This is a genomic window from Empedobacter sp. EJD.6dd (assembly GCF_057369435.1).
Genome location: NZ_CM170667.1, coordinates 3,187,297 through 3,212,859, shown reverse-complemented (window position 1 = coordinate 3,212,859; position 25,563 = coordinate 3,187,297). Strand labels below are relative to the sequence as shown.

The window sequence follows — 25,563 nt, the reverse complement described above, 5'->3', positions numbered from 1 at the left end:
TATTAATAATGACATTTACCACACTCTAAACCTCCGATAGCATCAACTGTAATCTTAGTTGCGTCACCGTACTGTTTTTTCAATTTTTCGTGTAGTTCTGCGTAATATTCTTTGTTATACTCGTTGTCCATATCTACCTCAGTAGTTCTGTGACACTCGATACACCATCCCATTGTGAAATCATTCGCCATTTTTACTTCGTTCATTTCATCAACACGTCCGTGACATGCGAAACAAACTTGGTCTCCTGATCCAATGTTTAATTCTTTAGCATTTGGAATAGTTCCATCTTTAATTGCTTTCTTAATCGCTTTCTCTCCTGCTACAACGTGTTGCGCGTGGCTAAAGAATACGAAATCTGGCATATTGTGAATACGTACCCATTCGATTGGTTTTTGTGGACCATCGTATTTGTTCGTTTCTGTATTCCATCCAATAGCTTTATACATTTTTTGGATTTCTCCTGTATAGAAGTTCTTAACTGCCTCCTCATCAGAGAATTTACCAGAAGTGATTAATTCTTCTTCGAAGTAATCTCCTTTGTATTCTTTGATTGTTTTGTGACAGTTCATACATACGTTTGGTGAAGGGATTCCAGACACTTTACCGTATTTAGCTGAACTGTGACAGTACTGACAGTCGATACCTTGTACACCAGCGTGAACTTTGTGAGAGAAATAAATTGGTTGTTCTGGCTCGTAACCTTTATCAACACCAATTCCCATTAATCCCCAATACACATTGTACAATGCAAAGAATGCTAATACTGCGATTAACACACCACCAACTTTTTGGTATTTTTGGAAGAAGTTTGCGAAAGAAAAAGCAGCTTTTTCTTCTTTAGAATTTAAATCTTCTGTAGCTGTTGCTTTAACTAATGCATTTACGCGAACCAAAATCCACAATAATAATGCAGCTAATACAACAAATCCAATTGCGATAACTCCTGTACCAGCACCACCTCCGTTTCCGGCAGCAGCAGCTTTAGCAGCAGCAGCTTCTTTCTTTTTTGCAGCTTTTGCATCATCAAAAGCTTTTTTACCACCATCAGGATCGGCAGTATATGCTAAGATATTATCAATATCACCGTCAGATAAGTTAGGGAAAGCTAACATCTCCGTGTTATTGTACTCAGCGAAAATTTTGTTTGCATACGCATCTCCAGACGCACGTAAAGCTTTGTTGTCCTTAATCCAAGCGTGTAACCACTCTTTTCCAAGTCCAGCTTCTTCTTGTACGCGTTTCTCTACACCACGTAATTCCGGCCCAATTAACTTACCATCAATCTGGTGACAAGCAGTACAGTTGGCTTCGAATAACTCGTAACCTTTACCTGCATCTTGGGCATTTGCTAAGGAGAACGTCGATAGTATTATCGCGCAGCTCCATAAACGTATTCTTTTTAGAAATCTTGCCTTCATTTACTTAAATAATCTCAGTTCGTTGTTTCTTTTAACTCGTTTTTATTTGAACACTTAACTAACAGCAAAAATAGCTTCAATACTTAATAAAATCATAAAGTTTACATACTGAACTTTGTCATTCAGCTTAATTTAAAACGTTTCTAAATTAATTGTTAAAAGAAATGAAGCTATAAATATTATCTATTCGGTTTGAGATTAGAGGTTTTCATTGAAATGATTTACTATTTAACACAATCTGAAAAATAATTACTTTCTATTTTATCAAAATCAGTCATCAATAAAAGAATGATTAAACCAGATTATTTTGAAATTTAAAGTAATTTGGAACAATATTCGTTGTAGGAAAATAAAAGTCTATAAAATTTAATAACTTAATTGTAAAAAGTATATTTGCACAAATTAATTTCATCCTATGAAAAAATTTATCTTTTTATTCCTTATTACATTTTCGTCATGTGTTTTTGCACAAGATAAAATTGACACTGTTCAAATTATTAACAATGGTACATTGAATATGGAAATTGATAGTAGAATAAACACTGTGTTAAAAGCAAAAGAAGATGCTGTATGTACATACACTGCTCCGATCAAAAAAAATACAGAAAAAAAACCTATCGTACAATCGAATGATCCATGTGCAGGAACTCCACAAGTAAATGGTTTCAAAATTCAGATTTATTATTCAAAAGATAGAAATGATGCAGACAAAGTAAGAAATGAATTCTCGCGTTCTTTTCCAGATTTATCATCTCAAACAGCCTATTTTTCTCCAGACTACCGAGTTTTAGTTGGCGATTACTTTACAAGAGCATCGGCATCAAGAGATATTCGTCGTTTAAAATCGAAATACAATAGCGCATTTTCTATTCCATTCAAAGTTTTATGTAGAAAGGCAAAATAATTGTTTATTGAATGAAAAATGTATCCTTATCACAATAAAATAAAACAGCGAATAAATAATGGAGAACTAATTTCGTATGAATTTGTAGAAAAATATAAAAATATTTCTCCATGCTTAGTTTTATATTTCAAAACAGAACCTTTTGTTCGTCCAATTCGTGAACATCGTTTTGCAGAATATAGATTACTTTTAAAAATAGAAGACAATTAGTTTCAAAAAAACTAATGAAAATATATACAATTAAAAAAGCGTTATCAAATTTTTTGGTAACGCTTTTTCATATTTTAATGGTAATATTTAGTAGTTGATTCATGCTTTTGTTTTTAGTTATTCAGAATTCTACCTCTACCCTCAATTTCTAATTGAATAAGTATCGATGCTAAATTTGTTTGTACAAATCCCAAATTGCCTGCAACTAAAACGCCTTTTTCTCCTGTCGATATTTTTTCGATTCCATAAACACTTGATTCGTCTTCTGGATTCGAATTTCCTTCGTAACGATAGATATAAATAATTTTAAAATCGTGAGGATGATCAATCAAATCACTTTCTAATAAATTAAAATCTTCTTGATATCCTTTTTCTGCCAACTCCTTTAGCGCTACGCTTGAAGTTTCATAATTAAATTGCCTTCTTTCGAACATAAAAATAGTTTTTGTGGGTTAATAATTATAAATCTAATCAATTAATATACAGAAACTTGTTAAACATTCGTTAACTATTCTATCAAGAAAAAAAATTAACATACTTAATGATTTATTGTATTCGAAATAAGTTCTTATTTTTGACAAAAAGATACAATGATTCTAGAAAAATTAAACCAAAACGAAGCAAATTTTGCTGATGTTATTACGCATATTGAAGAAAATTATAACTATACACCATCTGCTTTTGTAAATGGAAATCAAGAGAATGCTATAGATCAAAATCAAGGTAGTGCAAAGGTGTTTGCTTTTGCAAAATTGAATGGTTTGTCTCAAGATGATACATTAAAATTATTTGCAGAACATTATCAAGCTGTATTAGCTACGCCAGAAGGAAATGATCACAATAATATTCGTCAATTTATGCAAAACGGATGGAAAGGTGTAACATTCGAAAACGAAGTGCTGTCAAAAAAATAAACTTTTTAAAAAAACGTCTTACATTTTGTAAGACGTTTTTAATTCAACTAAAAAGGAGCCATAAAACTAATCGTATAATGATCGATGGTTTTTCCCTTTAAATCTTTTAATTCTAAAATAACCGGAACTTTGTAGGACTTTAGTTCACTTTTAGGAATTTTAATATCTATTAAACCTTGCTTTAATTGCCCTTGATTTATTTGTATATATTGGTTTGGTTCTACTAACAAAACAGTTTTTCCACCTTTAAAACCATTTACATGAACAACTAATTTATATGGTTCATTGGTTTTATTCATCAAACTATATTGCATCGTATTAATGATATAATCACCTTCTACGACATAATCTTTTCCTGGAACTTGTAGAAACTTTACTTCGACATCACTTCTATTTAACATAAATACTGTCATCGCACCAATCATTGCAACCAATACAAATGTAAAAGCAAGTAATCTCGCTGTAATCTTAAATGATTTTCCTTGTTCGATATTTTCTTCAGAAGCATAACGGATCAATCCTGTCGGAAGATTAATCTTCGTCATAATATCATCACAAGCATCCATACAAGCAGTACAGTTTACGCATTCTAATTGCGAACCATTTCTAATATCAATTCCAGTAGGACAAACCGCTATACATTGACGACAATCTATACAATCACCTTTTCCTACAGCAGTTCGATCTTCACCTTTTCTAAATTTAGAGCGTCCATTTGTATTTTCACCTCTTTTAAAATCATACGAAACTTGAATTGTTTTTTTATCAATCAAAACTCCTTGAAATCTTCCGTAAGGACATACCAACGTACAAACCTGTTCACGAAACCAAGCGAAAACAAAATAGAAAAAAACACTGAAAATAAATGTTCCAAATAATAAACCTCCATGCTCTGATGGACCCTCGGTAATTACTTTAATCAATTCATCCATTCCAACGATATATGCTAAAAGTATATTCGAAAAGAAAAACGAAATAATGTAAAATATCGTCCATTTTCCTCCTCTCTTCAGAATTTTTTCTTCGTTCCAATCTTGTTTATCTAAACGAATTTGTTTACTTCTATCACCTTCTATCCAATATTCAATTTTACGAAAAACACTTTCCATAAAAATGGTTTGCGGACATAGCCATCCACAAAACAATCGTCCATAAACAGTTGTAAATAATATAATAAAAACCACACTTACAATCATTCCGAAAGCAAGTAAGAAAAAATCTGTTGTAAAAAATGGATAACCAAAAAGGATGAAATTCGTATTAAACACATCAAATTTGAAAATAGGATTTCCATTTGGTAATTTTATAAAGGGTAACCCAACTAATAATATCAATAGAACCGAAGAAACAATTGTACGATAATTAGTGTATTTTCCAGAAGGTTTCTTCGCATACACCCATTTTCGAGTTCCTTTTTTATCCATTGTTGCGACTTCTGTTCTGAATTGTTCATTCTCTTTTTCAAAACCAAGTTGCGTTGAATCTTGTTTTATATCACTCATATACCTTCTACTTAATATCTATGCAAATTTACCGCTACAATCAAGTTAGAGTTTGGCACTATTTATGGTATTTATGGTAATATTTATGGATTGATATAAATCATTAATTTATAAATATTTACCAAACCATAACCTAAGCCACCTATTATGAGAAACTTACTAAAACTACTAGTATTTTCTATTTGTACTTTTACATTTTCGCAAGAAATTTACACAATAAAAAATGTGAGTCAGTTTGCAATTTATCCAGGATGTGAAGAAAAGACAGATGATTACGTAGAATGTTTTAATACGAAATTGAATCATGATCTTGAAGAAAGATTATCCAAAATAAAACTGGATAAAATACTCCAAAAATCTGGTGATTATTTTGCGAAATTAAATTTTATAATTGATGAAAATGGATACTTTTCCAACATAACTTCTCAAGGAAATGAGACATTAGGAAGAATTGCTACACAAATTTTGTATAAAATAAATAGAGAACAAGAAGAAAATTCAACTAAAATAAAACCTGCTTTAATTAACGAAAATCCTGTAAAAGTCTATTTTAATATTCCTGTTCGATATAGTAATAATTAATCTAAGCGTAATATTGTTTTCGAAATTGCTCTGGTGTAAAATTGGTATATTTCTTAAAGAATTTTACGAAATAAGAAGCATCTTGAAAGTTAAGTAAATAAGCTATTTCTGTCACCGAAATTTCTTTATTAACCAGCAAACGTTTTGCTTCTAACACCACACGACTTCTGATCAACTTTCCTGCGGAATTACCCAAAACATCTTTACAAAGTGCATTCAAATGATTGGGCGTGATATACAAAAGTTCTGCATATTCTTTTGGCAATTTTTTCGTTTTAAAATTTTGCTCAATAAGCGTTTGGAAATTATGCAATAACACCGATTGGTAATCAGTTGTATTCACTTTTTTCACTTCTAAACTTCTTTCGATATCAATGAACAAACTCATTAAATGAAACCCAATTTTTAGATTTGAAAACTGATTATTTTGATGATTTTCGTTCATCATTTCTTCAAAATAATGTGCAATTTTTTGTTGAATTTCTTTCGGAATTTCTACCACATGTTCCTTTACTAAAATTGATTGCAAAAATCTGAACTTTTGTAAAATAGACGAATTAATCCCAATCCAATCAAAAAAATTATCAAAAAAATTCACAACAAACCCATCATATTCTTCTTTAAAATACCATTGATGCACTTGTCCAGGCTTCATAAAATACATCGTTCCAGATTTTGCCTCAAACTTTTCAAAGTCGATTAAATGTTCTCCACTCCCTTCTGTAAAATAAACCAAATGGTAATAATTATGGCTATGAACTTCCTGTAAATGCGGATTACTATCCACATAACCTCTAAATCGATCCACAGAAAACAATTCGTTGCTGTTCTTTTCTGTGTTCAAATTACAGATATCATATGTCGGAAATAGTTTTTTTGTCATAATGGAGTGAATTATCAGATGTAAAAATAAATACAATTGCTAATAGTTGGACTGAAAAGTTTAACTTTAAGCAATAGAACATCAAAAATGGAATTTAAAGAGAAAAAAATTATTTTACTTTCATTGGATGGCGGAGGAATTAGAGGAATTATTTCGTGTGTCATTCTAAAATACATCGAAGATAAACTGAAAGAATTGCACGATGAAAATGCTAAAATTGGCGATTATGTTGATTTTATTGCAGGAACTAGTACAGGTGCTTTAATTGCCGCTTTGTTACTTTCACCTTCTGACGATAATCCGAAGAAAGCAAAACATTCTATCACAGATGCACTCAATATTTATTTGGGAGAAGGAAAAAATATTTTCTCGAAAACGTTTTGGACAATTCTCAATAATCCTCTAAGTGTTTTAAAAGATAATTTACCGACATTGGTTTTAGAAGAACAATTGAAAATTGTTTTCGGAAAGTTAGAATTAAAAGATTTAATTCGTCCTTGCGCTTTACTTGCGTATGATACAGAACATCAAAAACCTAAAATTTTCAATTCAATTGATGGAATTTCGCCTTTTAGAAATTTTTATATAAAAGATGTTTGTAGAGCATCCTCGGCTGCACCAACCTATTTTGAACCAGCAAAAATAAAATCGTTTGCAGACCAAGAGTTTTGCTGTATTGATGGTGGTGTTTTTGCTAACAATCCAACATTTGTCGGATTTATAGAAACACAAAAAATAAACTTCAACAAATACTTCAAAGATGAATTAAAATTTAACGGAACAGCTTCTTTACAAGAATTTGTTGTTATTTCCATTGGTAATGGCTCAAGAGCAAAATCCTATAAACATGAACATTTAAGTGGAATTTCAAAATCAAAATGGGTAGATCCTTTGGTTGATATTTTTATTTCGACTGGTGTTGATATGGTTGACCAAGAAATGAAAAGTATGTTCGCTTTACTGAAACCAAAGTATCAACAAAATTATTATCGTTTTAATCCAGAAATTCCTGAATCTGCTTTAGATTTAGGAAATGTTTCAAATACCAATATCAAAACATTATTAGATGTAGCAAATGACTTTGTTGCAAAACACAAAGAGTATTTAGATGAAGTGGTACAAAAATTAATATTCAATCAAATTGAAATACAATAAAAAAAGGCTTTGAAGTTTATTTTCAAAGCCTTTTCTATTTTCTATTTATTACGAACATAAACAAATATTTCTTGTTCTCGATTCAATTCTCTGTTATCAATCATACTTTCTATACAAGCATGCGGATCTGAGAGCACATTATTTCCGTTATAATCAACATAACTTCCATTCTCTTGCGCAACAACATGAGCTTTCAACAAATCTGGTGTTAATTTTTTTCGTTCACCAATCAAGGTATATACATATTCTCGACCTGTTTCATCAGTAAAATTATCCACTTTATAGACTTGATCTAACTCTCTTTCATGATCAATTATAACAAATAAGTAATCTTTGTGGCTATCTTTTTCAAAAAAAATTCTTCTCATAGCTTCAATTGTTTGACTCAAATTTAATAAAAGAATATTTGTTTTACCAATGAAAATTAAAAACTTTTGCTAGTTTTTTAAAATATCCTCAAAATCGAAACAAATTAAATTTTACTTTTGTGTAAAACCAATTCAAAAAATGAAAACTCTTCTAAAAATAATTACTTTAACATTAATTTGTTGTTTCAGCAAACAAAGTTTTGCTCAAAAATCTATCCCATTAAATCAACAAATTGAAGAAATTATTACATCAAAACATTCTTTTCCTTTTAATGGTGTTATTTTAATTTCTAAAAATGGAAAAACTGTCTATGAAAAAGTCTATGGTTTTCAAAATATAGAAGATAAAACTCCTCTAAAAAAAACAAATCAATTTGAAATCATGTCCAATTCAAAATTATTTACTTCTGTTTTAATTTTGAAAGAAGTCGAAAAAGGAAAAATAAATTTACAACAATCTATAAAAACATATTTACCTGAAATTACACAAACTTGGGCAGATTCTGTTACCGTTCATCAATTATTAAATCATACACATGGGATAAAAGATGTTTCGCAACCGCTTTTATTCAAACCAGGAACAGAATTCAAATACGGAAATTATTCGTGTGTTCTTTTAGGTAAAATCTTAACAAAAGTAACCAATAAAACCTATAGAGAATTAGCCACGAATTTGATTAAAGAAACTAGCCTTACCGAAACATTTGTATATTCTGAAAAGGAAAAAAATCAACTCGTACAAGGTTATTTTTATCAAAATGATTCGCTAATTCTAAATCACCAAACATTGATTAACGAAGAAAATTTACCTGCAGATGGAATAATTTCGACAGCAAAAGATTTAGCAAAATGGAATAGTTTATTACATAATGGAAAAATTTTAAAACAAGAAACCTATCAACTTTTAATAACACCTTCTACTCTATCACAACATAATGTTTTTGGTAAAACTCCTCATGGATATGCATATAATATACGAAATGTTACTGAAAATAATATCAATTACGTTGGGCATACAGGTCTAGGAGACGGTTTCTCTGCTATAAATATTTATTTCCCTAAGTCAAAAGTTAGTTTAGTTGTTTTACAAAATATTATGCCTGATCAACCAGAAGACTACTATTTCTATGAAAAGTTGATAAAAGATGCCGTCATGAAAAGTGATTTGATAACAAAATAAAACGTAAATTTTAGATCAAGTAGTTATAAAACAATATTTTTGGTATTATCCTTGTTAGAAATTCGTATCTTAAATCCAACTAAAACGAATAAAATCTAACCAATTGAAATTCAACACAAAGAAAATACTCAAATATTTCTCTCTTACGCTTTTATCAATAATCTTATTGTTGACCATTGCTGTTTTCAGCTTACAATTTCCTGCTGTTCAAAATTTTGTTAAAAATAAATTAGTCAATTACCTTGAAAATAAAATCCATACAAAAGTTCAATTAGATCGAGTTTATATTGACTTTCCTAACAGCCTTGTCATGGAAAATCTTTTTCTACAAGGACAAGATGTGGACACCTTATTGTACGTCAAAAAATTTGATGTAGGTCTTGATATTTGGCAGTTAACCAAGAGTAAAGCAGATATAAAATCTGTTGATTTGGATGGTTTAAAAGCAAATGTAATTCGTAAACCAGACGGAAAATTTAATTTTGATTACATTATGAATGCTTTTGCTACCGACGAAAAAGAAGAAAGTACTTCCAAACCTTTTATTGTTTCCTTGGATAAAATAAAACTTCAAGATATCAAGGTTTCATTCATCGATCAGCAATCTGCAAACAACATCAATGTTTATTTAAATTCGTTTGATACACGTATCAAAAAGTTTGATTTAGAACAAAATTCGTATGCGATTGGTGATATCAATTTAGATGGTTTAAAACTTAAATTAAAACAAGATATTGTAAAAGAAGTTTCACAAAAAGTTGAAGAAAAAGTTGATTCGTTGAATAATCAAAAACCAATGAAAATCGAATTGAATGGAATTAATTTAACCAATTTTGATGTAGATTATGGTGATGATAATTCTGGAATGTTTGCAAAAGTAAAATTCAAAGATTTCAAAACTAAAGTCAAAAAACTTGATTTACAACAGAATTCTTATGCCATTGATGATATTTTATTGAATGGTTTATGGGTTGACTTCAATCAAAAAATGGTTGAAAAAATTCAAGAAAATAATGTTGATAAAATCAATTCAAAATCAACACAAAATCCTCTTCAAATTACATTAAACAAAATTAATTTGAATGATATCAAAGTTAATTACGGTGACGAAAATTCGAAAACGTTTGCAAAAATCAACCTGAATGAATTTGAAACAAAAGTCAATAAACTTGATCTTGAAAATTCAATTTTTGATATTGAAAATATTTTATTGAAAGACGCTGACATCGAAGCCAATTTATATCTTTCTTCTAAAAATTCGACATCTCCTCAAACTTCTACATCTACTCCAATGAATTTGGTTTTGAATGAAACAATTTTAGAAAATGTAAAAGTAAAATATAACAATACAGCAGAGCGTAGAACTGCGCAAGGAATGGATTTTAACCATTTAGATTTTTCTAAATTAAATCTTGATTTGCGCGATTTCAAAATGTTCAATAATACATTTGCTGGACAAGTAAAAAGTGCTGAAATAAAGGAATCAAGAGGTTTGAATATTCAGAAATTGACAACAGATTTCTTGTACGCAGATACACAAGCGTATCTGAAAAACCTTTATTTACAAACACCAAGAACCGTTCTTCGTGACGAAGTTATTTTACGTTACAATACGATTAATGAGTTAACTTCTCATCCAGAAAATGTTTTGGTTAATGCAAATATCAAAAATTCAAAAATTGGTTTGGCAGATATTTTAAATCTTGCTCCAACGCTTAGAAATACGACGCCTTTCGACAAATATCCAAACGCCATTCTGAGTGTTAACACCAATGTAAAAGGAAAAGTAAACGATTTATTGATTAATAATTTACAAGTTTCTGGTTTAGATAACTTGCAACTTTCGGCTTCAGGAAGAGTGAAAAATGCGATGAATCCGAAGAATTTATTTTATGATTTGAACATCAAAAACTTTTCGACATCATCTAAAACGATTTACAATTTAATTCCGAAAAATACCATTCCAACTAACATTAGAATTCCTTCAAAGCTTTCTGTCAAAGGAAATGCAAAAGGAACAACCGAAATTATCAATACACAATTGGCAATAAATTCTACGTTGGGAAATGCGAAAATTGATGCAATTGTGGACATGCAAAAAAAGGATGCAGAAAAATATAATGTCAAAGCAGATCTACAAAATTTGGATATTGGAACGCTTATTAGCAACAAAGATTTAGGTAAAATAACTGGAAAAATTAATGCTGTTGGAACAAGTTTCAACCCTGAAAAAATGGTTACAAAACTTTCGGGAACCGTTTCATCCGCTTATTACAATAAATATACTTATCAAAATATAACACTCGATACAAAAGTGAATCATGGTGCCTTTGATGCGCATGTTTTCTCAAAAGATCCAAACGCGAATCTTAATTTGACTGCTTCTGGCGTGTACAAAAAAGATTTATCTGATGTAAAATTGAACGGAAATATTGTCAAATTAGATGTTCAAAAGCTTGGTTTTTACAACGAACCAATGATTGTAGCTGGTGAAATTGATGCCAATTTTGCTGATTTAAATCCAGATTATTTAAATGGTTCTTTGTACCTGAAAAACTTTGCATTATCCAATACAAAAGATATTTTTCCAATGCAAGAAGTAAGCTTGATTGCGACTTCAACTGCTGATTCAAATCAAATTAGTTTGACTTCACAATTGGCCGATTTGGATATGAAAGGAAAATTTAAATTGACACAAATTTTTGGTTCGCTAACTTCAACAATTAACCAATATTATGAATTTCAGAAACCAAATAAAGACGAAAAAATAGAACCTCATCAATTCTTTACTTTGAATGCAAAAATTAAAGATGATGAATTGATTCGAAGATTTGTTCCAGATTTGAAAAACTTTGAAAACATAACACTTGACGCAACCTATGATGCAGATTCAAAACAAATCAATGTTGATGGAAAAATCCCAAATTTAACGTACGGAACAAATACGATTAACAATGGATTGATAAAATTATCCAACCAAAATGAAGCCTTGTTGTATTCGTTGAATGTGGATGCGTTAAAAAGCGAAAGTTTTCAATTACAAAAAATTGATTTGAATGGTGATATTACAAATAATGTTATCAATTATAACGTTTCGACAAAGGATGTGAAAGATGTAACGCAATTTTTGCTGGCTGGAAATCTAAAAACGTTGAATGATATCACGGAAATTAGTCTAAATCCGAATGGATTGGTTTTAAACTACGATCAATGGCAAGTTGGCGAAGGAAATTTAATTCAGTTAAGAAAAGATGGAATTGTTGCAAATAATTTCAGTTTGATGAACAATGGAAGTCAAATTTTATTGCAATCTGAATCGGAAAAAGGAACAAGTCCACTGAATATTACCATTAAAGATTTCAAAATTGAAACCATTGCAGAAATCATTAAAAAAGAGGATTTACCTGCCGAAGGAACAATCAATGGAACAGCTCAAATTAGAGATTTAAACAAAGAAATGACATTCAATGCTGATTTGACCGTTTCAGATTTAAAAGCTTTTGGAAATCCTATTGGAAATATTATAGCAAAAGTAAAAAACACTTCTCCAACCATGATTAACGCTGACATTACCTTAGATGGAAACAGCAACAACATGAAGATTTTTGGAGATTATAACACCAAAGAAAGTGCGTTTGATTTAGCTTTAGATATCAATCGATTAGAAATGAAATCGGTGCAAGGATTTACAATGAATCAAATCAAAGACACAGAAGGTTATATTTCTGGAAATCTAAAAATCGCTGGAACAATGGATAAGCCGAGCATTTTAGGTCAAGTCAAATTTAATCAAGTAGGTTTAACGATTGCTGAAACAGGAAGTAATTTCAGAAAAATTGATGACGTGATTGATTTCACGAACAAAGGAATTGAGTTCAATCGATTCAAAATTAATGATAATGATGGTAATTCATTAACGATAAGAGGAGAAATTTTAACCGAAACGTATCGTGACTTCGCTTTCAATTTAACAGCAAATGCACGAGATTTCAATGTGGTAAATTCAGAAAAATCGAACGACGCCATCATGTACGGAAAGTTAGCTGTTAATGCAAACTTAACGATAAAAGGTGACTTAGATTTACCGAAAGTAAACGGAAGCTTAACCGTGACTGATGATACGAATTTCACATTTGTTTTACCACAATCTTCACCTTCTTTACAAGAGCGCGAAGGAATTGTCGAATTTATCGATCAAGATCAAGTGGCGCTTCAAGAAACGATTAAAACAGATGAATTAATAGCCGAATCTAAAATAAAAGGGTTAGATGTAAGTGTCAATATTGAAATTAGTAAAGAAGCTAAAACATCTATTATCATCGACAAAGCAAACGGAGATTTTGTTGAAATACAAGGTGAAGCAGAATTAACAGGCGGAATGGATCCTTCAGGAAAAATGACGTTGGTTGGCGTTTATCAAGTAGAAAAAGGTGCGTACGAACTTTCGGTAAGCATGTTAAAACGTCGTTTTGATATTCAGAAAGGAAGTACCATTACATGGACTGGTGAGCCAACTACAGCCAATTTAGACATTACGGCGATTTACAAAACAAAAGCTGCTCCCATTGATTTAATCGAACAACAAATTTCAGGTTATTCATCAGCAGAAATGAACATGTACAAACAACGAATTCCGTTCAATACTGAATTAATTTTAAAAGGTGAACTATTAAAGCCTGATATTAAATTCAATATTTCAATGGATAAAGACAATCCGTCCATTGCAACTGCGGTGATAGAAAATACACAATCGAAATTGGATCAGTTGAAAAATGATGAAGCCGAAATGAACAAACAAGTTTTTGCGCTATTATTATTGAATCGTTTTATTGGCGAGAATCCGTTCGAAAGTAAAACAAGTGTATCTGCAGAAACAATGGCGTTACAAAGTGTGAGTAATATTCTATCTCAGCAATTGAATAATTTAGCGGATGATTTAATCCAAGGAATTGACATCGATTTGGGATTAGATACGCAAGACGATTATTCTTCAGGATCTAAAAACACACGTACTGATCTGAATGTTGCCGTGAGCAAACGATTACTAAACGACCGATTGAAAGTTTCGGTTGGAAGTAATTTTGGATTAGATGGTGATGCACGAGAAAATGAAAACATGACTAATATTGCGGGTGATATCACAATTGATTATAGCTTATCTCGTGATGGTCGATACATGTTGAGAGCTTATCGAAAAGATGAATACCAAGTCGCATTACAAGGACAAATTGTAGAAACAGGTGTTGGATTTATCATCACATTAGATTACGATAAATTCAAAGAAATTTTCGAGAAAAGAAGAAAAAATAGAACGAACAGAGCAAATAGAAATACACAAAATCAAGAAGTGAAACCATGAAAAAATCAGTTTTAACCTATATCAAATTTATAACTTGTTCAATTTCTATTTTAGGTATTTCTTCTTGTAGCAATACACGTTTTCTCAAAGAAGGTGAAATGCTTTACACGGGCTCTAAATTAACAATAGAAGGCGATTCATTAAGCAAAACAGACAAAGCTGAACTAAAAGATAATCTCGAAAAAAATATCATTCCAAAACCTAATTCAAGTTTTTTTGGACTTCGTCCGCGTTTGTACATTTACAACATCACCAGCGAACCTAAAAAGCAAAAAGGACTGAAATATTGGTTAAAATATAAAGTGGGTGAAAAACCTGTTTTATTGGGAGATGTAGACATCGAATTCAATAAAGATATTTTAGTTAATTATTCTGAAAACAAAGGATATTTCAATGCCAAAGCACAAGGTGATACAATAAGTAACAACAAAAAAGCAGAAGTACATTATGTTTTAAAACCACATAAACGTTATTACATCAACCAAATTAATTTCCCAAAAGACACCACTTTAGCGGTCAACAAAGAAATTAAAAAAACACAAGCTAACACTTTACTAAAAGATAAACAGCCTTTTGATTTAGATGTTATAAAAGCCGAACGAGAACGAATAGATGCGCGACTAAAAGAAAATGGATTCTATTATTTTCATCCCGATAACATTATTGTACAAGCGGATAGTACAGTTACAAATAAACAAGATGTTGAACTTTTTGTAAAATTAAAAGATAAGACACCAGAGCAAGCCAAACAACAGTATAGTATAGATAAAGTAATTGTTTTCCCAGATTATAACATTCGTGATGCTCGAAAAGGAATCTACAATATGCCCATGAACAACGACTTCTTAGCGAAATATGAGCAAAATGGTTTTTACATGGTCGATTCTAAAAAGATTTTCAAACCAAAAGTTTTTGACCGCGCGTTATATTTTAAAACAGGAGATATTTACAACCGAGCAGATCATAATTTAACCCTAAATCGATTAATTAATTTGGGTGTATTCAAATTTGTGAAAAATGATTTCGTGATCTCTGATTCTATTAATAATAAATTTGATGTGTATTATACCTTAACACCACGCGAATTCCAATCATTGAGATTAGAAGTTTTAGGACGAACAAATTCGGCGAATTACGGCGGTGGTGAATTAAACTTGAACTGGACACACCGAAATATATTTAAAGGAGCAGAACAGCTTAAAATGGCTTTGTATGGTGCTTTTGATATGCAATTAGGAGGGCAAAAAGATGCCAACAACATTTTTAGAGCTGGTTTTAATACACAACTTTCGATTCCAAGAATTGTAGCACCATTCAAATTTCATTCATCGAGTGCATTTGTACCAAGAACAAATATTGAAATTGGTTACGAATATCAAAACAGATCAAAATTATATACCTTACATAATTTCAATACATCATTTGGATATGTTTGGAAAGAAAATGCTCAAAAAGAGCACAATTTAAAAGTTTTTAGTGCGACTTTATTGTTCCCAGAAAAAGTAACAGATGAATATAACAGCAAAATTTACGATTCAATTGGAAATATCATCAACCCAAGTTTAAAACGTGTAGTGGACAAACAATTAATCTTTGGACCACAATATTCGTACACGTATACAACCACAATGTTACCACGAAATAGTACATTCTACTACCGTGGATCTGTCGATTTAGCGGGAAATTTAACTGGATTGATTACAGGTGCAAACGTAAAAAAAGACAAAGAAAAAGAGATTTTCAAAATCCCATTTAGTCAATACGCAAAAATGGAACACGACTTCCGTTTTTATCATAAATTTTCAGATAAATCATCAATTGCCACACGATTTATTGGTGGCATCGCTTATCCGTACGGAAATTCAGAATTTGTTCCCTACTCGAAACAATTCTTTGTCGGAGGAAGCAACAGTATTCGTGCATTTAGAGCGCGAACATTAGGACCAGGAAGTTATGATCCACGTAACCAAAATGCAAATTTCTTTTATGATCAATCAGGTGATATTAAATTAGAAGTAAATGCAGAATTTAGACAAAAATTATTCAGCTTTCTTAATCTCGCCTTGTTTGTTGATGCTGGAAACATTTGGTTAATCAACGAAGATGAAACACGTCCAGGTGCTAAGTTTTCAAAAGAGTTTATGAATGAAATTGCAGTTGGAGCTGGTTTAGGACTACGTCTAGATTTTAATATCTTAATTTTAAGATTAGATTTAGCAACTCCACTTCGAGTTCCTTATTACGAAAAGAATGACCGCTGGACTTTTGATAAAATAGATTTTGGAGACAAAGCATGGCGAAAAGATAATTTAATTCTAAACATCGCCATTGGATATCCGTTCTAAGCGTAAAGCGTAAAGCGTAAAGCGTAAAGCGTAAAGCAAAAATAAAAAACGAGCATCATATGACGCTCGTTTTTTATTTATAATGTTTAAGATTATTTCAAATCAAAACGATCTGCGTTCATTACTTTGTTCCAAGCAGCAACGAAATCATTGATAAATTTATCTTGTGCATCTTCTTGCGCATACACTTCAGCTACAGCTCTTAATTCAGAATTAGAACCGAAAACCAAATCAGCACGAGTTCCTGTCCATTTTGGTGTACCTGTTTTACGATCAGAACCTAAATAAACTTCTCTTGATTCGTCTTTCGCTTTCCATTGTGTACCCATATCTAATAAGTTTACAAAGAAATCATTTGTCAATTGACCTGGACGATCTGTTAAAATTCCGTGATTAGAACCATCGTAATTAATGTTAATTGCGCGTAAACCTCCGATTAAAACAGTTAATTCTGGTGCTGTTAATGTTAGTAATTGAGCTTTATCAATTAATAATTCTTCAGTAGAAACACCTAATCGTTTTCCTTTGCGGTAATTACGGAAGCCATCAGCAATTGGTTCTAACCATGCAACAGATTCAACATCTGTTTGTTCTTGCGATGCATCAGTACGTCCAGCTGCAAAAGGAACTGTAATTGTTTTTCCAGCATCTTTCGCGGCTTTTTCAATCGCGGCATTTCCTCCTAAAACAATCAAATCTGCTAAAGAAACTTGTTTAGAAGTATTTGCTTCATTGAATGAAGCCTGTACACCTTCTAAAGCTTTTAAAACTTTATTTAATTGAATTGGATTATTCACATCCCAATTTTTCATTGGTTCTAATCGAATTCTCGCGCCATTCGCTCCACCACGTTTGTCAGATCCACGGAAAGTAGATGCCGAAGCCCAAGCTGTACCTGCTAATTCTGAAACAGATAATCCTAAATCTAAAAGTTGAGCTTTTAAATTCGCGATATCATTTTCATCAATTAACTCATGTGTAACAGCTGGAACTGGATCTTGCCATGTAAACGTTTCTTTTGGTGCATCCGCACCTAAATAACGAGATTGAGGTCCCATATCACGGTGTGTCAATTTGAACCACGCTTTACGGAAAGCATCTTCAAATTCTGCTGGATTTTCTAAGAAACGACGACCAATTTTTTCGTAAGCCGGATCAACACGTAAGGCAATATCCGAAGTCAACATCGTTGGTCTTAATTTTTTAGAAGCATCATGAGCATGTGGAATAATTTCACCTACATCTTTCGCCACCCATTGATGAGCTCCAGCTGGAGACTTTGTTAATTCCCATTCGAAACCGAATAAATAGCTTAAGAATAAATTCGACCATTCTGTTGGTTTACTTGTCCACGTTACTTCAAGACCAGATGTAATGGTATCACCTGCATTTCCTGTTCCGTACGAGTTTTTCCAACCCAAACCTTGCATTTCAAGATCAGAAGCTTCTGGATCAGCTCCAACATGATCAGCCGAAGCAGCACCATGTGTTTTACCAAATGTATGTCCACCAGCAATCAATGCTAAAGTTTCTTCGTCATTCATTGCCATACGTGCAAACGTATCACGAATATCTCGAGCCGAAGCTAATGGATCAGGATTTCCATCTGGTCCTTCAGGATTCACATAAATTAAACCCATTTGTACAGCAGCCAAAGGATTCTCTAAATCGCGATCTCCAGAATAACGACTATTTTCTCCTCCACTTGGTTCTAACCATATTTTTTCAGATCCCCAATACACATCCATGTTTGGCTCCCAAACATCTGCACGACCACCTGCGAAACCAAGTGTCTTGAATCCCATTGATTCTAACGCAACATTTCCTGTTAATACGATTAAATCTGCCCAAGAAATTTTATTTCCATATTTTTGTTTGATCGGCCAAATTAAGCGACGAGCCTTATCCAACGATACGTTATCTGGCCATGAATTAAGAGGCGCAAAACGTTGTTGCCCTTCACCTGCTCCTCCACGTCCATCTTGTACACGATAAGTTCCAGCACTGTGCCAAGCCATACGAATAAAAAATGGTCCGTAATGACCGAAATCTGCTGGCCACCAATCTTGCGAATCCGTCATCAAAGCTTTTAAATCTGCTTTTACAGCTTCTAAATCTAATTTTTTGAATTCTTCAGCATAATCAAAATCTACTCCCAAAGGATTTGATTTGTTTGAATGTTGACGAAGAATACTAACATTTAATTGATTAGGCCACCAATCTTTATTTTGAGTCCCTTCACCAGCAACAGGTGTTGTCGCTACTTTACCATTGTGAAATGGGCATTTTGAGATGTCTCCTCCTTGATTTTCCATTAATGATTATTTTATGTTTATTATTTTGTTTTGTAAATATCATAAATATAATAATTTGTCTTATTAATTAAAAATCAAATTGTTTTATCAATCAATCAATTTATTTTATAAAGTATATATATTAAATAGTTAATAATTATATTGTTTCTAGTTTTTAATGAGTAAAGAATTTATAACTCCGTAATAGCAGGTAATTTTCATTTTGTATTCGTAATTCGAAACTCGTAATTCGTACTGCATCATAAAATTATTATACTCAAAAAATGTTTTTATATTTGTAACAATGAAATTTATAATTTTCATAATCGCTTTATATGTTAATGTTCTATCATTTATTCCGTGTCAGGATACAAATAATAATGGATCACTAACTTCTATGGTACATAGTGAAAATGAAGAACCTAATCATAAAGATAAATGTAGTCCTTTGTGTGCATGCAATTGTTGTCAAATAACAATTTCTTCTATAAAATTTACACGATTACTAAAGACTCCGAAAGTATTTGAACCAAATACTTCCAAAAAAATACAATTCAAGGAAAATACAATTAAAAATCAATTGTATGCCGATATCTGGCAACCTCCCAAGATAAATCTTGCTTAACGAGACGATTTCTTTTTTCGTCAATTAATAGAATTCAATTATCAAAACTGTAATTCTATCCCTTTTCTGTGCTCATTTATTTCGATAATAAATGGGTAATGTTAATGCAATTAATCAAATTATCTGTGTTAGATAAAATCATAAAATTTAGTATCCAAAACAAAATTGTTATTGGAATAATGACTGTATTATGGATTATCTGGGGCGTATGGAGTGCAACAAAATTGCCAATAGATGCTGTTCCAGATATTACAAATAATCAAGTTCAAATTATAACGGTCAGTCCTACATTGGCTGGCCAAGAAGTGGAACAATTGGTGACTTTTCCAATTGAACAAAGTATTGCAAATATTCCTGATATCGAAGAAACACGAAGTATTTCTCGTTTCGGATTATCTGTGATTACAGTAGTCTTTAAAGAAGATGTTGATATTTATTTTGCTCGTCAATTAGTTAACGAAAAACTAAAAGAAGCACAAGAAGATATTCCCAAAGGTGTTGGTATACCAGAGTTAGCTCCTGTTAGTACAGGACTTGGCGAAGTATATCAATATATTCTGCATCCTAAAAAAGGAAGTGAGAAAAAATACGATTCTAAGCAATTGCGCGAAATGCAAGATTGGATTGTTCGTAGACAATTAAACGGAACGCCTGGAGTTGCTGAGATCAATAGTTTTGGTGGAGAATTAAAGGAATACGAAGTTGCTCTAGATCCGAATAGATTACGCGCAATGGGAATTAGTGTAACAGATATTTTTGATGCCTTAGAAAAAAACAATCAAAATACAGGAGGAGCTTACATCGATAAGAAGCCAAATGCTTATTTTATTCGTGGAATTGGAATGGTGACTTCCTTGGATGATGTAAAGTTAATTCCAGTTAAAAATGATACAGGAACAGTTCCAATTTTTATAAAAGATGTTGCTGAGGTAAGATTTGGTCACGCAATCAGATACGGAGCTTTAACTTATAATGGCGAAGTAGATGCCGTAGGTGGTGTCGTGATGATGCTGAAAGGAGCCAATAGTAATGAAGTGGTAAATTTGATTAAAGAAAAAATACCAACTATTCAAAAATCTTTACCCGATGATGTAGTCATTGAGCCTTTTTTAGATCGAACAGACTTAGTTGACCGTGCAATTAGTACAGTGGAAAAAAACTTGATAGAGGGCGCATTGATAGTCATTTTTGTATTGGTTATTTTTCTTGGAAATTTAAGAGCAGGATTAATTGTTGCCTCTGCAATTCCGCTATCGTTGTTGTTTGCTTTGGGAATGATGAATGTTTTCGGTGTTAGTGCAAACTTAATGAGTTTGGGAGCTATTGATTTTGGATTGATAGTCGATGGAGCTGTGATTATTGTAGAAGCTACCTTACATCATCTTGGACTTAGAAAATCCACGCATCGTTTGTCTCAAAAAGAAATGGACGAAGAGGTTTTTCTTTCAGCTTCAAAAATTAGAAATTCGGCAGCGTTCGGAGAAATTATCATTCTTATCGTGTACATTCCTATTCTTACATTAGTTGGTGTAGAAGGAAAAATGTTTACACCAATGGCTAAAACAGTTGGCTTCGCTATCCTAGGTGCATTGATTCTTTCGTTAACTTATATTCCGATGATGAGTGCATTATTCTTATCAAAGAAACCAGTTTTGAAAGCTTCTTTTTCAGATAAAATGATGGTGAAAATTCACAAGGTTTATGAACCATTATTAGAAAAAGCAATCAAAATTAAATACTGGTTAGTCGGAATTACGGTAGCAATTTTTGTACTATCTATTGTTCAATTTAGAAATATGGGAGGAGAATTTATTCCTCAATTACAAGAAGGCGACTTTGCTTTTCACTGTATTTTGCCACAAGGAAGTTCGTTAACTCAAAGTTTAGAAACATCCATGCAAGCTTCTCGTATTTTAAAAGAATTTGATGAAGTAAAAATGGTTGTAGGAAAAACAGGTTCAGCCGAGGTTCCAACAGACCCCATGCCTCCAGAAGCATCGGATATGATTATCGTTCTGAAACCTAAGGAAGAATGGAAACGAAAAATTTCTTATGAAGAATTAGGCGATGAAATGTTAGAAAAATTAGAAGTTATCCCTGGTGTTTTCTTCGAAAAAAATCAACCAATTCAAATGCGTTTTAATGAGTTGATGACAGGAATTCGACAAGATGTTGCGGTCAAAATATTTGGTGAGAATTTAGATTCATTGTCTTATTATGCAGATAAAACCTCAAAAGCAATTCAATCTGTTGAAGGTGTTACGCAACCTCAAGTGGAACGAGTAAGTGGTTTACCTCAGATAAATGTTGAATATGATCGAATTCGAATGGCAAATTATGGATTGAATATTCAAGAGGTGAATGATATTTTAAGTACAGCTTTTGCAGGAAAAACAGCAGGTCAAGTTTTCGAAAATGAAAGACGTTTTGATTTAGTTGTTCGTTTGGATAGTGTGCATCGAAAAAGCATAGATGACATTAATAATTTAATGATTCCGACAAATTCTGGCAATCAAATTCCATTGTCTCAAGTTGCCAATGTGAGTTATAAATTGGGTGCTTCACAAATTAGTCGCGAAGAAGGAAAAAGAAGAATTGTAATTGGTTTCAACGTAAAAGATCGCGATGTAGAGTCGGTTGTAAAAGATATTCAAACAAAATTAGACAAAGAAATCAAATTGCCTTCTGGCTATTATTTCACCTATGGAGGTCAGTTCGAAAATCTACAAGCAGCTAGTCAACGTTTATTGATTGCAGTTCCAATTTCGTTGTTGTTAATTTTTATGTTGTTGTATTTTACATTCCATTCATTCAAACAAGCAGCCTTAATTTTCACAGCAATTCCAATGAGTGCAATCGGAGGTATTTTTGCATTAATTATTCGCGATATGCCATTTAGTATTAGTGCTGGAATTGGTTTTATTGCTTTATTTGGTGTCGCTGTTTTAAATGGAATTGTATTAATCGGAACATTCAATCAATTAGAAAAAGAAGGAGAGAAAAACATTCTAAAACGAATAATGGAAGGAACCAATATCCGATTGCGTCCTGTATTAATGACTGCAACAGTAGCTTCGTTAGGATTTTTACCGATGGCAATTTCCACAGGCGCAGGTGCCGAAGTACAAAAACCTTTGGCAACAGTTGTCATTGGAGGATTAATCACCGCTACTTTTTTAACCTTATTTGTCTTACCAATGTTATATTTAATATTCAATTCAAAACTTCCGAAAATAAAATTGAACTCAAAAAATACACTTCCATTTCTTGTAATCGGAATGTTTTTAATGGGACAATCTACTCAAGCACAAACTCGTTCAATTAATATTCAAGAAGCACAACAAATTGCAATTGAAAATAATCCTTTAATTAAAGCAGATGAATTAAGTATTTCGTCGAGCGAAGCGTTAAAAGGAGCCGCAAATGAATTACCAAAATTAAATGTGGAAGCGCAACTTGGGCAATATGCGAGTCCAAAATTCGATTATGGTTTATCTATTTCTCAAAGTATTCCATTCCCAACTATTTTTAAACACCGAAAGGCAGTTTTAGAATCAGAAGTAAATAGTAAGAAGATACAAAAAGAAGTGACAACAAACGAATTGTTGAAACAAGTGAGAACGTATTTCTATCAGATCGAATATTTAGAATATAACCATGATCAACTCGAGCAATTAAATAAACTTTATTTAGAATTTATTCGAATTGCTTCGGTTCGATTTAAGGCTGGTGATATTAAGAAAATCGAAATTAATACAGCAGAAACACAGCAAGGAGAAATTAATTTATTGTTGAAACAAAATAAAGTCTATTTGAATAATGCGTACAAAAATCTAAACGTTTTATTGAATACCGAAGAGGATTTTACAATTACCAAAGAGACGAATTATATTCCATTAAAATTGAGTGGAATTTTAGACGGTTCTACAATAGATAATAATCCAACAATTAAAGCATTTTATCAACAAATGGAAATTGCTGAGCGAAATAAAGAAGTGGTAAAAGCAGAAGGTTTGCCTGAGTTTTCGTTTGGTGTAAATAGTTTGTCGATGATTGGTATGCACGAGAAAAATGGCGTGGAAAGATATTACAATGGTCTTGATCGTTTTACTTCTGTAAATCTTGGAGTGGCTATTCCACTGACGTTTGGTGCAACAAAAGCAAAAATAAAAGCATTGGAATATGATAAACAAGCGATTCAGCAAAATGCAAATTATCAAAAACAACAACTGAAAGTTCAATTAGAAAATGCAACGAATCAATATCAGCAAGATTTGGATCAATATGAATATTATGTGAACCAAGCTATTCCAAATGCAGAAAAAATTGTAAAAGCAGCTCAGTTGGGATATAAAACAGGAGAAATATCGTACATCGAATATCTTTTTGCTTTACAAACAGCAACAGATATTCAGTTAAAATATCTTGAATCAATCCAACAAGTTAATCAAACAGTGGTCAATATTAATTCAATCATCAATCAATAAAATGAAAAAAATAAATATCCTTATCTATAGCATTCTAGCTTTATCATTTCTGAATAGTTGTACAAAAGAAGTTAAAACAGAACAACCGACAGAAGAAAAAGAAGAACAACATGATGAAGTTGCAGAAACAATTGCGACTTTAACAGAAGAACAAATGAATTCTGTTGGCGTAAAATTGGGTTCAATTGAAATGAAAGAATTAACGTCGATGATTAAAGCAAATGGTTTGTTGAATGTGCCTAATAGTAGCATGGCAAGTGTTGCGTCGATGTTTGGAGGACTGGTTCAAACATTACCAATTCAGGAAGGTTCTTATGTAAAAAAAGGGCAGGTAATTGCGACGATTTCTAATCCAGAATTTATTTTGACACAAGAACAATACTTAACTGTTCTGAGTCGAATTACCTATGCTGAACAAGAATTTAGACGACAAAAAGAATTATTTGATAACGATGCTGGAGCAAAAAAGAATCTTCAGAATTCTTCTGCTGAGTTGAAAACTTTACGTTCTCAGAAAGCTTCTTTGTCACGTCAATTGCAAATGATGGGAATCAATCCTTCTAAAGTTACCAATGCAAATCTGAGAAATGGAATGGTGATAACAGCGCCGATTAGTGGTACGGTGAGTAAAATTATTGCACAAATAGGAAGTTATGTCGATGTTTCGTCACCAGTTGCAGAAATTATTGATAACAATTCTATTCACTTGGATTTACAAGTTTTCGAGAAAGATTTACCAAAAATGAAAGTTGGTCAAGTCATTCAATTCGAATTAACGAATAATCCAGGAAATCGTTACGAAGCCGTTGTTTATAGTATTGGTTCATCTTTCGAGAATGATAGTAAAACGATTGCTGTACATAGCAAAGTGCGTGGAAACAAAACGGGATTGATAAATGGAATGAATATTACAGGAAACGTAAGTTTATCGAATGTGTTGACAGAAGCTGTTCCTGACGAAGCTATTGTAGAAGCAGATGGAAAATATTATATTTTTATTCAAACAGATAAGAAACCTACTGAACATGCAGAAGAAGGAGAAGATACACATGATCACAAAGAAACGACAAAGGAAAATCATACTGAAAAGAAAATTAATTTCGAAAAGATAGAAGTTGTAAAAGGAGTTTCAAATATTGGTTATACGGCAATTACACCTGTTAAAGAAATCGATCATCAAGCGAAAATTGTTGTCAAAGGAGCGTTTTTTATTAATGCGAAACTAAGTAATACAGGAGATCATGGACATTAAAAATAAATTGAATTATATACACTCCCCTAACTAACTTCCTATAAAAAAGTCCGATAAACATACTGTTTATCGGACTTTTTAG

The 25,563-nt window shown here is 31.9% G+C and carries 17 protein-coding genes; 11 read left to right on the top strand and 6 right to left on the bottom strand.

All coding sequences use genetic code 11. The annotated features are described in order from the left end of the window. Positions 1–2: 2 nt before the first annotated feature. A complete protein-coding gene (locus AC2I98_RS15015) occupies positions 3–1,421 on the bottom strand; it encodes a c-type cytochrome (protein ID WP_486412446.1) in 1,419 nt (472 codons plus the stop codon). Between the two features lie 415 nt (positions 1,422–1,836). Between AC2I98_RS15015 and AC2I98_RS15010 the strand changes: the two genes are divergently transcribed. Further along, positions 1,837–2,325, top strand: a complete 489-nt coding sequence (locus AC2I98_RS15010) for an SPOR domain-containing protein (RefSeq protein ID WP_486412445.1) — start codon at positions 1,837–1,839, stop codon at positions 2,323–2,325. An 18-nt stretch (positions 2,326–2,343) separates the two neighbouring features. Continuing rightward, positions 2,344–2,535, top strand: coding sequence for a hypothetical protein (locus AC2I98_RS15005; protein ID WP_486412444.1), 192 nt, complete (start codon positions 2,344–2,346; stop codon positions 2,533–2,535). A gap of 113 nt (positions 2,536–2,648) precedes the next feature. Here AC2I98_RS15005 and AC2I98_RS15000 read toward each other — a convergent pair whose 3' ends face one another. Further along, positions 2,649–2,969 carry a hypothetical protein gene (locus tag AC2I98_RS15000; protein WP_486412443.1) on the bottom strand — a complete coding sequence of 107 codons (321 nt, stop codon included), beginning with the start codon at positions 2,967–2,969 and terminating at the stop codon, positions 2,649–2,651. Positions 2,970–3,125: 156 nt separating this feature from the next. Between AC2I98_RS15000 and AC2I98_RS14995 the strand changes: the two genes are divergently transcribed. Beyond that, positions 3,126–3,449 carry a HopJ type III effector protein gene (locus AC2I98_RS14995; RefSeq protein WP_486412442.1) on the top strand — a complete coding sequence of 108 codons (324 nt, stop codon included), beginning with the start codon at positions 3,126–3,128 and terminating at the stop codon, positions 3,447–3,449. A gap of 47 nt (positions 3,450–3,496) precedes the next feature. Here AC2I98_RS14995 and ccoG read toward each other — a convergent pair whose 3' ends face one another. After that, on the bottom strand, positions 3,497–4,951 hold the full coding sequence (ccoG, locus tag AC2I98_RS14990; protein ID WP_486412441.1) for a cytochrome c oxidase accessory protein CcoG: 1,455 nt from the start codon (positions 4,949–4,951) through the stop codon (positions 3,497–3,499). Between the two features lie 147 nt (positions 4,952–5,098). On the opposite strand from ccoG, the gene AC2I98_RS14985 reads away from it, so the two are divergent. Further along, positions 5,099–5,533, top strand: a complete 435-nt coding sequence (locus AC2I98_RS14985; RefSeq protein ID WP_486412440.1) for a hypothetical protein — start codon at positions 5,099–5,101, stop codon at positions 5,531–5,533. 1 nt (position 5,534) lies between these two features. On the opposite strand, the gene AC2I98_RS14980 is transcribed toward AC2I98_RS14985, so the two are convergent. Further along, positions 5,535–6,416: an AraC family transcriptional regulator gene (locus tag AC2I98_RS14980; protein WP_486412439.1), complete on the bottom strand. Its 882-nt coding sequence runs from the start codon at positions 6,414–6,416 to the stop codon at positions 5,535–5,537. A gap of 87 nt (positions 6,417–6,503) precedes the next feature. On the opposite strand from AC2I98_RS14980, the gene AC2I98_RS14975 reads away from it, so the two are divergent. Continuing rightward, positions 6,504–7,571: a patatin-like phospholipase family protein gene (locus tag AC2I98_RS14975; RefSeq protein WP_486412438.1), complete on the top strand. Its 1,068-nt coding sequence runs from the start codon at positions 6,504–6,506 to the stop codon at positions 7,569–7,571. Positions 7,572–7,612: 41 nt separating this feature from the next. Here the strand turns inward: AC2I98_RS14975 and AC2I98_RS14970 are convergent, their stop codons facing one another. Next, positions 7,613–7,939 carry a hypothetical protein gene (locus tag AC2I98_RS14970; protein WP_486412437.1) on the bottom strand — a complete coding sequence of 109 codons (327 nt, stop codon included), beginning with the start codon at positions 7,937–7,939 and terminating at the stop codon, positions 7,613–7,615. A gap of 139 nt (positions 7,940–8,078) precedes the next feature. On the opposite strand from AC2I98_RS14970, the gene AC2I98_RS14965 reads away from it, so the two are divergent. The 3 genes from AC2I98_RS14965 (at position 8,079) to tamL (ending at position 16,823) form a co-directional block, all read left to right on the top strand. After that, positions 8,079–9,119, top strand: coding sequence for a serine hydrolase domain-containing protein (locus AC2I98_RS14965; RefSeq protein WP_486412436.1), 1,041 nt, complete (start codon positions 8,079–8,081; stop codon positions 9,117–9,119). 157 nt (positions 9,120–9,276) lie between these two features. Beyond that, positions 9,277–14,478, top strand: a complete 5,202-nt coding sequence (locus AC2I98_RS14960) for a translocation/assembly module TamB domain-containing protein (RefSeq protein WP_486414084.1) — start codon at positions 9,277–9,279, stop codon at positions 14,476–14,478. Beyond that, entirely contained in the window at positions 14,475–16,823 is a 2,349-nt protein-coding gene (gene tamL, locus AC2I98_RS14955; protein WP_486412435.1) for a translocation and assembly module lipoprotein TamL, read from the top strand. Before AC2I98_RS14960 ends, tamL begins: the two co-directional genes overlap by 4 nt. Positions 16,824–16,915: 92 nt before the next feature. Here tamL and katG read toward each other — a convergent pair whose 3' ends face one another. After that, positions 16,916–19,138, bottom strand: a complete 2,223-nt coding sequence (gene katG, locus AC2I98_RS14950) for a catalase/peroxidase HPI (RefSeq protein ID WP_486412434.1) — start codon at positions 19,136–19,138, stop codon at positions 16,916–16,918. A 283-nt stretch (positions 19,139–19,421) separates the two neighbouring features. Between katG and AC2I98_RS14945 the strand changes: the two genes are divergently transcribed. From AC2I98_RS14945 to AC2I98_RS14935, 3 genes are all read left to right on the top strand, one after another. After that, positions 19,422–19,742, top strand: a complete 321-nt coding sequence (locus AC2I98_RS14945; RefSeq protein WP_486412433.1) for a DUF6660 family protein — start codon at positions 19,422–19,424, stop codon at positions 19,740–19,742. Positions 19,743–19,867: 125 nt separating this feature from the next. Then, the gene (locus AC2I98_RS14940) at positions 19,868–24,229 is read left to right on the top strand and encodes a CusA/CzcA family heavy metal efflux RND transporter (protein WP_486414083.1); all 4,362 of its coding nucleotides are present in this window, start codon (positions 19,868–19,870) and stop codon (positions 24,227–24,229) included. A gap of 1 nt (position 24,230) precedes the next feature. After that, complete coding sequence (locus AC2I98_RS14935) at positions 24,231–25,481, top strand: efflux RND transporter periplasmic adaptor subunit (RefSeq protein ID WP_486412432.1); 1,251 nt, start codon at positions 24,231–24,233, stop codon at positions 25,479–25,481. Positions 25,482–25,563 lie beyond the last annotated feature (82 nt).